10 protein-coding genes and 1 pseudogene are annotated in these 16,358 nt (G+C 65.1%); 8 read left to right on the forward strand and 3 right to left on the reverse strand.

Going from position 1 to position 16,358, the window contains the following annotated elements; all coding sequences use genetic code 11:
* Positions 1–78 precede the first annotated feature (78 nt).
* Positions 79–753, reverse strand: coding sequence for an aldolase (locus IVA75_RS36335; protein ID WP_247288613.1), 675 nt, complete (start codon positions 751–753; stop codon positions 79–81).
* Positions 754–856: 103 nt separating this feature from the next.
* Between IVA75_RS36335 and ltnD the strand changes: the two genes are divergently transcribed.
* The 7 genes and pseudogenes from ltnD to IVA75_RS36370 all read left to right on the forward strand — a co-directional run bounded on the left by ltnD (position 857) and on the right by IVA75_RS36370 (position 12,188).
* A complete protein-coding gene (gene ltnD, locus IVA75_RS36340; protein ID WP_247288615.1) occupies positions 857–1,774 on the forward strand; it encodes an L-threonate dehydrogenase in 918 nt (305 codons plus the stop codon).
* 16 nt (positions 1,775–1,790) lie between these two features.
* The gene (gene otnI, locus IVA75_RS36345; RefSeq protein WP_027516788.1) at positions 1,791–2,573 is read left to right on the forward strand and encodes a 2-oxo-tetronate isomerase; all 783 of its coding nucleotides are present in this window, start codon (positions 1,791–1,793) and stop codon (positions 2,571–2,573) included.
* Complete coding sequence (otnK, locus tag IVA75_RS36350) at positions 2,570–3,859, forward strand: 3-oxo-tetronate kinase (protein WP_247288616.1); 1,290 nt, start codon at positions 2,570–2,572, stop codon at positions 3,857–3,859. Before otnI ends, otnK begins: the two co-directional genes overlap by 4 nt.
* Positions 3,860–4,028: 169 nt before the next feature.
* Positions 4,029–5,717, forward strand: coding sequence for a methyl-accepting chemotaxis protein (locus IVA75_RS36355; protein WP_247288618.1), 1,689 nt, complete (start codon positions 4,029–4,031; stop codon positions 5,715–5,717).
* Between the two features lie 254 nt (positions 5,718–5,971).
* Positions 5,972–7,665, forward strand: a pseudogene (locus IVA75_RS36360) (methyl-accepting chemotaxis protein).
* Between the two features lie 154 nt (positions 7,666–7,819).
* Positions 7,820–10,999 carry an efflux RND transporter permease subunit gene (locus IVA75_RS36365; RefSeq protein WP_247288620.1) on the forward strand — a complete coding sequence of 1,060 codons (3,180 nt, stop codon included), beginning with the start codon at positions 7,820–7,822 and terminating at the stop codon, positions 10,997–10,999.
* Positions 10,986–12,188, forward strand: a complete 1,203-nt coding sequence (locus IVA75_RS36370; RefSeq protein ID WP_247288622.1) for an efflux RND transporter periplasmic adaptor subunit — start codon at positions 10,986–10,988, stop codon at positions 12,186–12,188. The genes IVA75_RS36365 and IVA75_RS36370 overlap by 14 nt, the downstream gene beginning before the upstream one ends.
* A 107-nt stretch (positions 12,189–12,295) precedes the next feature.
* On the opposite strand, the gene IVA75_RS36375 is transcribed toward IVA75_RS36370, so the two are convergent.
* Complete coding sequence (locus tag IVA75_RS36375) at positions 12,296–13,813, reverse strand: acetyl-CoA acetyltransferase (protein ID WP_247288623.1); 1,518 nt, start codon at positions 13,811–13,813, stop codon at positions 12,296–12,298.
* A gap of 118 nt (positions 13,814–13,931) precedes the next feature.
* Positions 13,932–15,065, reverse strand: a complete 1,134-nt coding sequence (locus tag IVA75_RS36380; protein WP_247288624.1) for a nitronate monooxygenase — start codon at positions 15,063–15,065, stop codon at positions 13,932–13,934.
* Positions 15,066–15,366: 301 nt separating this feature from the next.
* Between IVA75_RS36380 and yghU the strand changes: the two genes are divergently transcribed.
* The gene (gene yghU / locus IVA75_RS36385; protein WP_247288625.1) at positions 15,367–16,248 is read left to right on the forward strand and encodes a glutathione-dependent disulfide-bond oxidoreductase; all 882 of its coding nucleotides are present in this window, start codon (positions 15,367–15,369) and stop codon (positions 16,246–16,248) included.
* The last annotated feature ends 110 nt before the right edge of the window (positions 16,249–16,358 follow it).

A 16,358-nucleotide genomic window follows, 5' to 3' on the forward strand; every position in this document is an offset into this window, starting at 1 on the left:
CGTACTGGATTCCCCGCCTTCGCGGGGAATGACAGCGGTGAGCAGGACGGTGTTAGTTCACCCACGGCTGGACGAGGCTCATTCCTCGTTCCCGTGCTCCGGCAGCGCCACCCCAAACACCTTCACCAGATCCGTCACCTGCTCGGGCGACAAATACCGCGGGTTCATCCCGCGCAGCAGCAGATACAGCTTCGCCGTCTCCTCCAACTCCTCGGTCGCGAACACCGCTGCTTCCAGCGTATCGCCGGCGACGACCGGGCCGTGATTGGCGAGCAGCACCGATGAGTATTTTCCCGCCAGCCCCCTGATCGCATCCGCGACCGCGGGATCGCCGGGGCGGTAATAGGGCACGAGCGCGGTGGCGCCGCATTTCATCAGATAATAGGCCGTCATCGGCGGCAGCGCGGCGCGCGGGTCGATCTCCGGCAGCATCGACAGCGCGACCGAATGGGTGGAATGCAGATGCACGATTGCCCTTGCGCTCCCGCGCGTGGTGTAGAGCGCATTGTGCAGCGGAACTTCCTTGGTTGGCGCATCGCCCGAAACCAGTCGGCCCTGATCGTCCAGCCGCGACAGTTTTGCGGGATCGAGGAAGCCGAGCGAGGCATTGGTGGGCGTCACCAGCCAGCCGCCGCCGTCCAGCCTGACGCTGATATTGCCGGAGGACCCGGGCGTCAGCCCACGCTCGAACAGGGACCGTCCGAAACGGCAAATGTCTTCGCGCAGCAATGTCTCGTTGCTCATGGCCGTCATGTCCGTTTGTCTCACGCTTTGGCAGCGCGGCCAAGCCGTGTTATTCGGTTGGCAAGCTGCCGCAAAGGGTGGCCCTCCGGGAAACGTCGCAAGGATCAGTTGCATGTCCGCCTCCACGTCACAGAATCAGCGCATCGCCGTCATCGGGCTCGGCTCGATGGGGTTTGGCATGGCGACCTCGCTGAAGCGCGCCGGTCATGTCGTCACCGGCTGCGACGTCTCGGCTGATGCGGTGGCTCGTTTCGTGACGGAGGGCGGCGCGGGCGCCAAGACGCCGGCTGAGGCTGCCAAGGGCGCCGACATCGTCGTCAGCGTCGTTGTCAATGCCGCGCAGACCGAGACGATCCTGTTCGGCAAGGATTGCGTCGCCGAAACCATGGCCAAGGACAGCGTCTTCCTGTCGTCGGCGACCATGGATCCCGACGTGGCGCGGCGTCTCGCCAAGCAGTTGGAGGCGACCGGCCGGCACTATCTGGATGCACCGATCTCCGGCGGGGCGCTGCGCGCAGCGCAGGGCGAGCTGACGATCCTCGCCTCCGGCAGTCCGGTTGCGTTCGAGAAAGCGCGGCCCGCGCTCGATGCCATGGCCGCAAAGCTCTACGAACTTGGCGATGCCGCAGGCCAGGGCGCCGCCTTCAAGATGATCAACCAGTTGCTCGCCGGCGTGCATATCGCCGCCGCCAGCGAGGCGATCGCGTTCGCGGCCAAGCAGGGGCTCGATATCCGCAAGGTCTATGAGGTGATCACGGCGTCCGCCGGAAACTCCTGGATGTTCGAGAACCGCATGCCGCACGTGCTCGACGGCGATTACACGCCGCGCAGTGCGGTCGAGATCTTCGTCAAGGACCTCGGCATCATCCAGGACATGGCACGCAGTGCCAGATTCCCGGTTCCGGTCTCCGCCGCAGCGCTCCAGATGTTCTTGATGACGGCCGCCGCCGGCATGGGCCGCGACGACGATGCGTCGGTGGCGCGGATGTATGCGCAGGTCACCGGAGTCAAGCTGCCCGGCGACAAGTAAGGATAAGAGGATTCCGATGCCCCGTTTTGCCGCCAATCTCTCGATGATGTTCACCGAGGTGCCGTTCCTCGACCGCTTCGATGCCGCTGCGGCAGCCGGCTTCACCGCCGTCGAGTTTCTCTTTCCCTATGAGCATCCGGCCGAGGCGGTCGGCGAGCGGCTCAAGCGCAACGGCTTGACTCAGGCGCTGTTCAACCTGCCGCCGGGCGATTGGAATGCCGGCGAGAAGGGCTTTGCGGCACTCCCGTCGCGATTCCCCGAGCTCAAGGCGAGCCTGGAGACCGCGCTGCCCTACGCCAAGGCGACCGGCGTCAAGCGGCTGCATTTGATGGCGGGCATCGCCAACCGTGGCGAGCGCGTCGCGATCGAGGCGTTCTACAAATCGGTGGCGTGGGCCGCCGAGTTCTTTGCGCCGCACGGCATCGACATCGTGCTCGAGCCGATCAATGCACGCAACGTGCCCGGCTATTTCCTCAACGATTTCGGATTCGCGCGCGACCTGATCCAGGAGCTGCGGCTTCCGAACCTGAAACTCCAGTTCGACATCTATCACTGCCAGATCATCCATGGCGACGTCACGATGCGGCTGCGTGAGATGATGCCGGTCATCGGCCACATCCAGATCGCCAGCATCCCCTCGCGCAACGAGCCTGATGGCGAGGAGCTGAACTATCCGTTCCTGTTCGACGAACTCGACCGGCTCGGTTATGCCGGCTTCGTCGGCTGCGAATATAATCCGCGCGGCAAGACCACCGACGGCCTTGCCTGGTTCAAGCCTTATGCGGGAGTGAAGCCGTGACAGTTGCAGCGAAAATATCCCTTGGCTGCATTGCCGACGACTACACCGGCGCCTCCGACCTCGCCAACACGCTGACGCGCGCCGGCCTGCGCACCGTGCAGACCATCGGCGTGCCCGCGGACGATCTCGCGCTGCCCGAGGTCGACGCCGTCGTGGTGTCCTTGAAGAGCCGTTCGATCGAGGCCGGCCTTGCCGTGTCGCGCTCGCGCGCGGCCGAGACATGGCTGCGGGGCCGCGGCGCAAGCCACGTGCTGTTCAAGATCTGCTCGACCTTCGATTCCATCGATGCCGGCAATATCGGCCCGGTGATGGACGCGCTGCGCGCCGATGGCGGCGAGGCGGCCGTGCTGGTGACGCCGGCCTTTCCGGAGACCGGCCGCACCGTCTACCAGGGCAATCTGTTCGTCGGCGCCGTGCCGCTGAACGAGAGCCCGCTGAAGGACCATCCGCTCAACCCGATGCACGATTCCAACCTGGTGCGCGTGCTGGCGCGCCAGAGCAAGACGCAAATCGGCCTCGTCGACCTCGCCACCGTCACGCGCGGCGCGGATGCCGTGCGGGCGCGGCTGTCCGAACTCGCCGGCAAGGGCATTGGCGCGGCGATCATCGACGCCGTGTTCGATCGCGACCTCGAAACCATCGGCCTCGTCGCTGCCCAGCATCGGTTGTCGGTCGGCGCCTCCGGCATGGGCCTTGGGCTGGCGCGGGCGCTGGTGTCTACAGGCAAGGTCACATCGACGGCGGCGAGCAGCGAGGCGGGGGCAGCGGTCGGCGGACCGGCGGCGTGCCTGGCCGGAAGCTGCTCGCAGGCGACGCTTCAGCAGATCGCCATTGCCGAGCGTGTCATGCCCGTGCTGCATCTCGATCCGGACCGTATTTCCACGGGCGAGGACGAGGCGCAGCGCGCACTGGCCTGGGCGAAGCCGCGACTGGCGGACGGTCCGATCCTGATCGCATCGAGCTCGACGCCGGATCAGGTCGCCGCGCTCCAGGCGCGCCATGGCCGCGACGCGGCCGGTCACGCCATCGAGCAGGCGATGGCCGACATTGCCGAGGGTCTGGTGCGGGCCGGCGTCAAGCGCCTGGTCGTTGCCGGCGGGGAAACATCCGGCGCCGTGGTCGACCGGCTGAAGATTCCCGGATTTCTCGTGGGAGCAGAGATCGCGGCGGGCGTTCCCGTGCTGCGCGCGGTCGGTGCTGAAAAAGGCGACATGTTGCTTGCTTTGAAGTCCGGAAACTTCGGCGGGCCGGAGTTTTTCTCCGACGCGCTTGGGCTCATGCGCTGAGCGCAGGGCATTTTTAGCGTCGTGTTCACTTGTTTCAGGCTTCCGTACTCGTACGGAGTCGTCGTTAACGTCCGCTCAGGTGCTCTGGTGTTGGATGTCGGTGCTGCTCCCTTAGGTTGATTCGTAAAGCTTCCGGACGCGCCGCCGCGCCAGCACAAAGAGACTCCATATGCTCGCCACTATTTCCATCCGCGCCAAGATCATCAGTGTCGTGGCGTTCCTGCTGGTCGCGATGGCCGGCATGGGCCTGCTCGCCGTCATGAAGATGCGGTCGATGAATGCCAACACCGTCGACATCACCACGAGCTGGATGCCCAGCGTGCGCGTGCTCGGCGATTTGCGTGCCGGCGTGATCACTTACCGCAACGTCATCCGGGAGCATATGCTGTCGGAAACGCTGGACGAGAAGCTCGCGATGGAAAAGACGCTCGCGACCGTGATCGAGGCCAACGCCAAGTTTCGCAAGACTTATGAAGGCATGATCACCTCGCCTGAAGAACGGGCACTCTACGGTGAATGGTCGAAGCTCTGGGAGGAGTACAAGAAGGGCACCCAGGAGGTCATGGCGCTGTCGCGCAAGGACGCCAACAAGGTCCCGCACGAGGCGCATGAGCTGAACACCAAGACGGTCAACAAGATCGGGCTTCAGGCCGACGAGGTCCTGAGGAAGGACGTCGAGCTGAACACCAAGGGTGGAGACCAGGCAGCTCAGGACGCCGCAGATAGCTACAATTACGCCTTCATGCTGGTCTCGATCATTCTTGGCGCCGCCGTGATCATCGGGATCGCCGTCGGCTTCTACCTCGTCCGGGACGTCTCCAGCGGTATCAACTCGATCATCGAGCCGATGCAGGCACTCGGTAAGGGCGAGCTTTCCGCCGAAGTGCCGCATCGCGGTGAGAAGACCGAGATCGGTGCCATGGCCGAGGTGCTCCAGATCTTCAAGGAAGCGCTGATCGCCAAGAAGGCCGCCGACGAGGCTGCCGCCGCCGATGCCGAAGCCAAGATCGAGCGCGGCCGCCGCGTCGACAACATCACCCGCGAATTCGAAACGATGATCGGCGAGATCGTTCAGACCGTGTCGTCGGCCTCGACCCAGTTGGAGGCCTCCGCCTCGACGCTGACCTCGACCGCCGACCGCTCCCAGCGGCTGGCGACCACGGTTGCCGGAGCGTCGGAGGAGGCCTCGACCAACGTGCAGTCGGTGGCCTCGGCCACCGAGGAGATGGCGTCATCGGTCGGTGAGATCGGCCGTCAGGTGCAGGAATCTGCGCGGATGGCGGGCGACGCCGTCGGCCAGGCGCGCACCACCACCGAACGCGTCAGCGAGCTCTCCAAGGCAGCCTCGCGCATCGGCGACGTCGTCGAGCTCATCAACACCATCGCCGGCCAGACCAACCTTCTGGCGCTGAACGCGACCATCGAAGCACGCGCCGGCGAAGCCGGCCGCGGCTTTGCGGTCGTCGCCTCCGAGGTGAAGGCCCTCGCCGAGCAGACCGCGAAGGCGACCGGTGAGATCGGCCAGCAGATTTCCGGCATCCAGGCGGCGACCAACGACTCGGTCGGCGCCATCAAGGAGATCTCGTCGACCATCGAGCGTCTGTCGGAGATCTCGTCGGCGATCGCGGCGGCCGTGGAAGAGCAGGGCGCGGCGACCCAGGAGATCGCCCGCAACGTCCAGCAGGCGGCGCAGGGCACCCAGCAGGTCTCCTCCAACATCACCGACGTGCAGCGCGGCGCGACCGAGACCGGCACGGCCTCCTCGCAGGTGCTGTCGGCGGCGCAGATGCTGTCGAACGACTCGAACCGGCTCAAGACCGAAGTCAGCAAGTTCCTGACCAACGTCCGCGCGGCGTAACGACCGAGGCGCGCGGCGTAAACCCCCGCGTCAACATCCATTGACGAAAGAGCGGCGCCGCAAGCGCCGCTCTTTTTTTTCGAGCGCCGGTAGCCCGATGTCGGTAGCAGGTACCATCATGGGGGTTCCGCGGAAGTGGGCGGGTGGTCTCCTTCATTGATAGTTAAATTCGGCTTACGAGAATGGTCTCAAGGACCGCCGGTTGCAGCCCTGATTGGAATAGCCGCTTATTTCATCCAACTTCTGGGGCTCACATGCGCAAGAATTTACCCGTCACCGATGTCGAATATCCCGTCAGCGACGAGACGCTGATCGTCTCCCGGACCGACCTCAAGGGCAAGCTCACTTACTTCAACGACGATTTTCTCGCAGCAGCCGGCTTCACGTCTGCGGAGCTGATGGGCCAGCCGCATAACATCGTCCGTCACCCGGACATGCCGCCGGAGGCGTTCGACAATCTCTGGACACGCTGAAGGCCGGCAAGCCGTGGCTCGGCGCGGTGAAGAACCGCCGCAAGAACGGCGATTTCTACTGGGTGCTGGCGACGGCGTCGCCGATTCGCGAGAACGGCCAGGTCACGGGCTTTACGTCGATCCGCACCAAACTGCCAGCCGACCAGCGCAAGCTGGCCGAAGAGGTCTACGCGGCGATCCGCGAGAAGAAGCCGCATGGTTATCGCGTTGACGCCGGCATCATCCGCCGCCGCTCGCTGCTCGACCATTTTGCGGTCTTCACCAGGACGCTGAAGGCGCGCCTGGCCACCACGATGGCGCTCCAGTTGCTGTTCGTGCTCGGACTTGGCATCGGCGGAGCGCTCTCGACCGGCGGTACGACCAGCCTGAGCCTGGCGCTGCTGGCCGTCGCCGGCGCTGCCGTCCTCGGCTTTGCCGGCCTTACGACCATGCGCGCCGTCCAGGGGCCAATGCAGCAGCTCAACGACACCTTGGTCAACCTCGTCCAGGACAAGCTGGACAACCGCATCCTGATCGAGCGTGACGACGAGATCGGCGAGTCGCTGCGCAATCTGCAGACGGTGCAGACGATCATCCGCTTCAGCCGCGACGAGGTGCAGGCGGTGCAGCGCCGCGCCGAGGGACAGCGCAAGGCCGACATGACAAAGCTTGCCGACGGCTTCGAGGCCGCGGTCGGCGAAATCGTCGAGACCGTATCGTCGGCTGCGACCGAGCTCGAGGCGTCGGCCTCGACGCTGACCTCGACCGCCGGTCGGGCGCAGGAATTGGCGACGGTGGTCGCGTCCGCCTCGGAAGAAGCCTCCACCAACGTCCATTCAGTGGCGTCCGCCGCCGAAGAGATGTCCTCCTCGGTGCGTGAGATCAGCCGGCAGGTGCAGGAATCCGCCCGGATCGCAGGGGAGGCCGTCAGCCAGGCGCAATCCACCACCGAACGCGTCAGCGAATTGTCGCGGGCGGCGTCCCGGATCGGCGACGTCGTCGAGCTCATCAACGCCATTGCAGGCCAGACAAATCTGCTGGCGCTGAATGCGACGATCGAGGCGGCTCGTGCCGGCGAGGCCGGCCGCGGCTTTGCGGTCGTTGCCTCGGAGGTGAAGGCGCTCGCCGAGCAGACGGCCAAGGCCACCGGCGAAATCGGCCAGCAGATCGGCGGCATCCAGACGGCGACGCAGGAATCGGTTGGTGCCATCGGCGAGATCAGCGGCACGATCGCCCGCCTGTCGGAAATCTCTTCGGCGATCGCGGCGGCGGTGGAGGAGCAGGGCGCGGCCACCCAGGAGATCGCTCGCAACGTGCAGCAGGCTGCCCAAGGCACCCAGCAGGTGTCAGCCAATGTCGGCGAGGTGCAGCACGGTGCTTCCGAAACCGGGTCGGCGTCCTCGCAAGTGTTGTCGGCGGCGCAGATGCTGTCTCGCGATTCGAGCCGCCTCAAGCTCGAAGTCGGCAAGTTCCTGGACTCGGTCCGCGCCGCATGAGGCCGCCGCATGGCCGCAGTGCGCGTTCCGCAGTGCGGTAGCACGGAAGTGAATGCCGGAAATTGGCGTTTCCGGCGGTGCTCGGGTAAAGGGAGGGAGGGATCCCCGTGGGGGCGGATTCCGTATCCTCGCTTGACCTGGAATTTTCCGGCGAATGATTGCTCTGGTCCGTATTGCCCTGAGCCGGCCCTACACGTTTGTCGTGCTCGCGCTCCTGCTTCTGATCATCGGACCGCTGGCGGCGCTGCGGACGCCGACCGACATCTTTCCGGACATCCGCATTCCCGTGATCGGCGTGGTCTGGCAATACACCGGCCTGCCGCCCGACCAGATGTCGGGCCGCATCACCACGCCGTTCCAGCGCGCGCTGACGACGACGGTCAACGACATCGAGCACATCACCGCCAATTCCTATAACGGCTTTGGCATCATCAAGATATTCTTCCAGCCGAACGTCGACATTCGCACCGCCAATGCGCAGGTCACCGCGATCTCGCAGACGCTGATCAAGCAGATGCCGCCGGGCGCGACGCCGCCTCTGATCCTGAACTACTCCGCCTCCACCGTGCCGATCGTCCAGGTGGCGCTGTCGGGCGACGGGCTGACCGAGCAGAACCTCGCCGATATCGGCATCAACCAGCTGCGAACGCCGCTGGTCACCGTGCCTGGCGCAGCTATCCCGTACCCGTTTGGCGGCAAGCAGCGCCAGGTCCAGATCGACCTCGACCCGACCGCGCTCCAGGCGAGGGGCCTGTCCGGCCAGGACCTCGCCAACGCGCTCGCCGCCCAGAACCTGATCACGCCGGTCGGCACCCAGAAGATCGGGCAGTTCGAATACATCATTCAGCTCAACAACTCGCCGCTGAAGATCGACGAGCTCGGCAATCTGCCGATCAAGACCGTCAATGGCGCGATGGTCTATGTGCGCGACGTCGCGACCGTGCGCGACGGCAACCCGCCGCAGACCAACATCGTCCACGTCGACGGCAACCGCTCGGTGCTCATGATGGTGCTGAAGGCGGGCGCGACCTCGACGCTCGACATCATCGCGGGCATCAAGCAGAAGGTGATCGACGTCAAGGATCAGCTGCCGGACGCGCTCAAGATCGGCTTCATCGGTGATCAGTCGGTGTTCGTCCGCGGCGCCATCGAAGGCGTCGCGTTCGAAGGCGTGATCGCGGCGCTGCTCACCAGCATCATGATCCTGCTGTTCCTCGGCAGCTGGCGCTCGACCGTCATCATCGCGGTCTCGATCCCGCTCTCCGTGCTCGGCGCCATCATCATGCTGTCGGCTATCGGCGAGACGCTGAACATCATGACGCTCGGCGGCCTGGCTCTCGCGGTCGGCATCCTCGTCGACGACGCCACCGTCACGATCGAGAACATCAATTATCATCTGGAGCAGGGCAAGCCGGTCGAGCAGTCGATCCTCGACGGCGCCAACCAGATCGTGACGCCGGCCTTCGTCTCGCTGCTCTGCATCTGCATCGTGTTCGTGCCGATGTTCTTCCTCACCGGCGTGGCGCGCTTCCTGTTCGTGCCGATGGCGGAAGCGGTGATGTTCGCGATGATCTGGTCGTTCCTGCTGTCGCGTACGCTGGTGCCGACCATGGCGAACTATCTGTTGCAGGCACATGTCCAGCACGAGGACGGCCCGCCGAAGTCGCGCAATCCCCTGGTGTGGTTCCAGCGCGGTTTCGAGGCCCGCTTCGAGCGCATTCGCGGCGGCTACCACAATTTCCTCGGGCTCGCGCTGGCGCACCGTCCGGTGTTCGTGATCGGCTTCCTCTGCGTGGTCGGCGCGTCCTTCGCGCTGGTGCCGTTCCTCGGGCGCAACTTCTTCCCCGCGGTCGATGCCGGCAACATCCTGATGCACGTCCGCACCCAGGTCGGCACCCGCGTCGAGGAGACCGCGAACCAGCTCGCCGACGTGCAGAAGGCGATCCGCAAGCTGATCCCGGGCGAGATCGAAACGCTGACCGACAACATCGGCATGCCGATCTCCGGCATCAACATGACCTACAACAACACCGGCGTGATCGGCCCGCAGGATGGCGACATCCAGATCAAGCTAAAGGAAGGCCACAAGCCGACCGAGGAGCATGTGCGCGTGCTGCGTGAGCAACTGCCGCGGCTGTTCCCCGGCGTCAGCTTCGCCTTCCTGCCGGCCGACATCGTCAGCCAGATCCTGAACTTCGGCGCGCCGGCGCCGATCGATCTGCAGATCCGCGGCGCCAATCTCAGCGCTAACTTCGCGTATGCCAACAATCTGCTGGCCAAGGTCCGCAGGATTCCCGGCGTCGCCGATGCGCGCATCCAGCAGTCGCCGAACAATCCGACCTTCAACATCGATGTCGACCGCACCCGCGCGCAATATGTCGGCCTGACCGAGCGCGACGTCACCAACAGTCTCGTCGTCAACCTTGCCGGCTCATCGCAGGTGGCGCCGACCTACTATCTCAATCCGGATAACGGCGTGTCCTATTCGATCGTGATGCAGACGCCGCAATACCAGATGAATTCGCTCAGCGCGCTTCAGACGTTGCCGATCACGGCGGCCGGCAATTCGCAGTCGCCGATCCTCGGCGGCATCGCAGACATCAAGCGCTCGACCTCGAGCGCGGTGGTCTCGCAATACGACATCCAGTCGATGGTGCAGATTTTCGCCACGACCTCGGGCCGCGATCTCGGTGCGGTCGCGACCGACATCCGCCAAGTGATCGCCGACACCGCCAAGGAGGTGCCGAAAGGCTCTTCCGTGGTGCTGCTCGGCCAGGTGCAGACCATGAACAGCGCCTTCACCGGCTTGTTGTTCGGCCTGCTCGGGGCGGTCGTCCTGATCTATTTCCTGATCGTCGTGAACTTCCAGTCCTGGTCCGATCCGTTCGTGATCATCACCGCGCTGCCTGCCGCGCTCGCCGGCATCGTCTGGATGCTGTTCGCCACCGAGACGACGCTGTCGGTGCCGGCGCTGACCGGCGCCATCATGTGCATGGGCGTTGCCACCGCCAACAGCGTGCTCGTGATCTCGTTCGCGCGCGAGCGCTACGAAGAGCTCGGCGATCCCATCGCCGCGGCGCTGGAAGCCGGCTTCGTCCGGTTCCGCCCGGTGTTGATGACCGCGCTCGCCATGATCATCGGCATGGCGCCGATGGCCTTGGGGCTCGGCGAGGGCGGCGAGCAGAATGCGCCGCTCGGCCGCGCCGTGATCGGCGGCCTGATCTTTGCAACCTTCGCCACGTTGATGTTTGTTCCCGTGGTGTTCAGCATGGTACACAAGAAGCAAGGCGCCAAAGCCGCCGCCTCCCTGGAGACCCCGCATGTCGCCCACTGAATCCCGCTCCCCGGTGTCGTACCGGAAACTGGGCATTTTCGGCGTGGTGGCGCTGATCGCAGCGGGCCTGGTCGTGGGCACCGGCATCCGTGCCCGCGAGGAGCAGGGCTCCAGGCTGAAGGCATGGACCGATGACCAGGCCGTTCCCAGCGTCGCGGTGACGCTGCCCAACGCCAAGGCTCTCAATGCGACCATCGACTTGCCGGGCCGTCTCGAGGCCTATTATCGCGCGCCGATCTTTGCCCGCGTTCCCGGCTATCTCAAAAGCTGGAGCGCCGATATCGGTGCGCGGGTGAAGGCCGGTCAGGTGATCGCCGAGATCGAGGCGCCCGACCTCGACCAGCAACTGCTTCAGGCCCGCGCCGACCTCGCCAGCCAGCAGTCCAGCGCCAGGCTGTCGGAAGCCACCCTCAACCGCCGCAAGACGCTGGTCGCCTCCAATTTCGTCTCCGCGCAGGAGATCGACGAGCGTACCGCCGATCTCTCCAACAAGAACGCGGCGGTTCGCTCGGGCCAGGCCAATGTCGAGCGCCTCGAAGCGCTGGCCGGTTACAAGAAGATCACCGCTCCGTTTGACGGTGTTGTCACGGCGCGAGACACTGACGTCGGTGCGCTGATCAATTCAGGCGGCGGCTCGGGCCCGGCGATGTTCGTGGTCTCCGACATCACCAAGCTGCGCGTCTATATCAACGTGCCCCAGAACTACGTGCCCGCGATCAAGATCGGCGCCAAGGCCGCCATCGTGCTGCCGGAGTATCCGAACCGGACCTTCCAGGCGACGGTGGAGGCTTCCTCACAGGCGGTTGACGTCGCCTCCGGCACGACACGCATGCAGCTCGGTCTCGATAATTCCTCAGGCGAGCTGATGCCCGGCGGCTACGCCAGCGTGAAGCTCAGCCTGCAGCGCGACACCGCGCCGCTCAGCATTCCCGCCAGCGCGCTGATCTTCAACGGCAGCGGCCTGCGCGTCGCAACCGTCGGTCCGGACGACAAGGTGCTGTTCAAGCCGGTGACCATCGCGCGCGATCTTGGCAAGGAAATCGAGCTCGCCTCGGGAATTGCAGCGGACGACCGCGTCATCACGGCACCACCGGACGGCCTTTCCGACGGCGACCAGGTCCGCGTCACCGGCGCCGGCGCCAAGGGCAAGCCGGCGACCGCGTCGGAGAAGCAGGCTCCGAAGGGGTAGCTTCGATTTCGTAGGGTGGGCAAAGCGAAGCGTGCCCACCATCTCTCTGCGGTCCTAAAAAGATTGGTGGGCACGGCTCAAGAGCGCCTTTGCCCACCCTACGAGAGCTACGCCACCCGCCACTCCGGCACGCCATCCGCAGCCATCGCGATCTCGCCCAGCGAACCCACCGGCGTCCTGTTCAAGTCGAGCAGATGCCCCAGCGTCGCCGCATCGCTCGCGGGAATTCGCGCCAGTGTGCGCCTGTCATCTTCGGTCCGCAGCATCACCACGCCATGCTCGACATCGCCGCTCCGACCGTAGAGCACCGTAAAGCTCTCCACCTTGGCCTTGCCTGAGACATCCGTGACGAACTCCGGCACCGCGCGCTTGTTGCGATCGGCCTCCGCCTGCACGCTCGTTTCCTGTGCCAATGTTTCACGCGGCGCCGCCTTCGATACCACCAGCGCATGATGCTTGGTGACGAAGCCCCCCTGGCCGTAGAGCAGGCCGAGCTTTGCGCCGTCGCGCACACGCCGCACCATCGCGCAGGCCGCATGCGTCATGTAGGTGTTGAGCGGCGCACCGAAGAAGGTGAGGCCGCCTGTTACGGTCGGCTTCACGTCCGCACCCAGGCCCAGCGTCCGCCGCGCCATCTTGGGCACGCACGGGAAGCAGCTATAGAGCTCTATCGCATCGAATTTCTTGCCGTCGCCGCCGGCGAGATCCATCGCAGCCTTCAAGACGGCGTTCTGCGGATGGCTCTCGTAAAACTGGTCGCGGAGGAGATAGTCGCGCGGTTCTTCCGCCGAGGCGCCGCCGAGTGGATAGACCAGCTTGTCCTCGGCGATGCCTGCCGCACGCGCCTTGGTGAGGCTGGTGAGCAGCAGCGCGCCGCCCATGTTGACGCTCGGGTTGGCAACCATCAGCTTGTTGTAGGGCCAGGCGATCAGGCGGTTGTCTGCCGTCGGCGTCGTGATTTCGTCGGGCGCATAACGCCGCTTCAGCCAGGCGTTGGGATTTTGCGCGGCGGCATCCGAATAGCGCGACCACAGCACGCCCGACTCTGCCATCGCCTCGCGCGGTGTCTGGCCCCAATGGGCGGATGATGACGCTTCATAGAACGGATAGACGGTCACGGGCCGGAACACGCCGAGCTTCACGGCCAGCGGTTTCTGGAACGCTGCGCCGCGTTTCGGCTCCTCGACGTCATGGGCGAACGGCGTCCATGGCAGCTTCGCGCCCGCGCGCTCCGCCTTGGTCGCCGTCGACTGTGCCTCCGCGCCGCACACCGCGGCAACGCTGCATTCACCGCGCGCAATGCGCTTTGCTGCCTCGTGGATGTAGCGAATCGGGCTCTCGCCGCCGACCGGGCCGTAATAGCAATGCGCAGGCGTGATGCCGAGCCGTTGCGCCAGCAGCTGCTCCGGATCGCGATAGCGCCAGCTCAGGAAGTTGACGACGTCGAGCGATTGCACCTCGCCGAGCAGCCTTGCGCCGGCATCAGCTTCCGCGCGCAGCAAGGCCTGTTCGAGCAGGTCGAGCGGCTCGAGGCCATCGGTGATCTCCTTGGGGCGGTCGATAATCTCGCCGACGCCGACGATGACGGGGATGCGGTCTTCGGGGGTATGTTTCTTATCTGTCATGCTTCAATTCACGATGTGTCAGTTGTTTCGTCATTGCGAGCGCAGCGAAGCAATCCAGGTTTTTCCGCGATGGTAGTCTGGATTGCTTCGCTGCGCTCGCAATGACGGTATGTGGCAATCACTCCGCCACCAGCGCATTCATGTGCTCGACGGCTTCGGCAAACTCTTCCTTGAACTCCTGCACCACCGCGCCGGCCGATTTCACGCTGTCGATCAGCCCGACGCCCTGGCCGACGAAGTAACTCACGAGATCGCGGGCCTTCGCGTTGCCGCCCGCCGCCGCGCGGTCGATCGCGTTGAAGGCGTCGCGGCTGACGATGCTTTGCAGCGGCATCGGCAATGCGCCGGGGCTCTCAGGTGCGCGGTCCCAGGCGTCGGTCCAGACCGAACGAAGCTGCCGCGCCGGCTTTCCGGTGCGGCCCTTCGAGCGCACCGCATCGCGCGACGATGCCGCGATCATCTTCTCGCGAAAGATCTCCGTGGTCTCGGCCTCGACGGTGGCAAGCCACACCGAGCCGGTCCAGGCGCCGGCCGCGCCCATCGCCATGCAGGCCGCCATCTGCCGTCCGGTCATGATGCCGCCGGCCGCCAGCACCGGCACGTCGCGGATATTCTTGATCGCCTTGATCACCTCCGGCACCAGCACCATGGTCGAGACCTCGCCGCAATGGCCGCCGGCCTCGGTGCCCTGGACCACGAGGATATCGACGCCGGCCGCGACCTGGCGCAGCGCGTGCTCCTTCGCGCCGACCAGCGCCGCGACCGGCACGCCGTGTTTCCTGCCCATCTCGATCATCGCCTTCGGCGGCACACCCAAGGCATTGGCGATCAGGCGGATCGGGTGCTTGAACGAGACCTCCAGCAGCTCCAACGCGGTCCTGCCATCGAACGGCTGCGGCTGATTGTCGGCGACCTCGGTGGTCGTGAGTTCGATGTCGTATGTCTTCAGGAGATCGCGCGTGTAGTCGCGATGCGCCTGCGGCACGCGTGCTTCAAGGCTCTTCCAGGTGACGTCCTTCTCGCCCGCAGTCGAGATGTTTTCGGGGATCAGCACATCGATGCCGTAGGGCTTGCCGTCGACGTGATCGTCGATCCATTTCAGCTCGCGCTCCAGCGTATCCGGCGTGTGCACGGTCGCACCTAACACGCCAAATCCGCCGGCGCGGCTGACGGCGGCGACGACATCGCGGCAATGGCTGAAGGCGAGCAGGGGGAAATCGATGCCCAGCATGTCGCAGATCGGCGATTTCATCGTTCCCTCCGGCGGCCTCGCGTTGCTGTCATTGCAATCTTGAGCGAAGGCTCCGACGCTAGACCATCGTCTTGCGCAATGCCAATCCGGATTTGGCAGCGCATCTTGCGTGCACACGCCGTATTGCGCGAAGCCGTACGCCCGGCTCGACAGATGCGGATTCTCGTGATGCCCGTCCTCGGCAACGTCGGATGCATGACGCGGCCTCGAGGCCCGCGCCGGACGCAGGGCCGGCAGGGCTTGCCATCGGCCGTCCGTGGGCTAATTAATGCAGGCGCATCTTTTTCGCCGGAGCCCTCTCATGACCGACGCCCCCGCCTACGTGCCGCCGAAAGTCTGGACCTGGAACAAGGAAAACGGCGGACAATTCGCCAGCATCAACCGTCCCATTGCCGGTCCCACCCATGACAAGGAGCTGCCGGTCGGCAAGCATCCCTTCCAGCTCTATTCGCTGGCGACGCCGAACGGGGTGAAGGTCACGGTCATGCTGGAGGAGCTTCTGGCGCTCGGCCACAAGGGCGCGGAGTACGACGCCTGGCTCATCAAGATCGGCAACGGCGACCAGTTCGGCAGCGGCTTTGTCGACATCAATCCGAATTCCAAGATCCCGGCGCTGATGGACCGCTCCGGCCCGGAGCCGATCCGGGTGTTCGAGTCCGGCTCGATCCTGTTCTACCTCGCGGAAAAGTTCGGCGCGTTCCTGCCGAAGGACATCAAGAGCCGCACCGAGGCGATGTCGTGGCTGTTCTGGCAGATGGGCAGCGCGCCCTATCTCGGCGGTGGCTTCGGCCATTTCTACGCCTACGCGCCGACAAAGATCGAATATGCCATCGACCGTTTCGCAATGGAGACCAAGCGCCAGCTCGACGTGCTCGACCGCCGGCTCGCCGACAACGAATATCTCGCCGGCAGCGAATACACCATCGCCGACATGGCGGTATGGCCCTGGTACGGCGCGCTCGCCAAGGGGCTGGTCTATGGCGCCGGCGAATTCCTCTCGGTGCAGGACTACAAGCACGTGCAGCGCTGGACCGACCAGATCGCCAAGCGCCCGGCCGTCAAGCGCGGCCGCATGGTCAACCGCGTCTCCGGCGATCCCGCCAGCCAGCTCCACGAGCGGCATGATGCCGGCGATTTCGAGACCAAGACGCAGGACAAGATCGAGGCAGCGAAGCCTGCGTGAAGCGATTCGCAGATGTCGTAGGGTGGGCAAAGCGAACCGTGCCCACCACTTCTTGCGATACGATGGTGGGCACGGCGCGCGAAGAGCGCACCTTTGCCCACCCTACGGCT

The organism is Bradyrhizobium sp. 134, assembly GCF_023074155.1.
Taxonomy (GTDB): Bacteria; Pseudomonadota; Alphaproteobacteria; order Rhizobiales; family Xanthobacteraceae; genus Bradyrhizobium.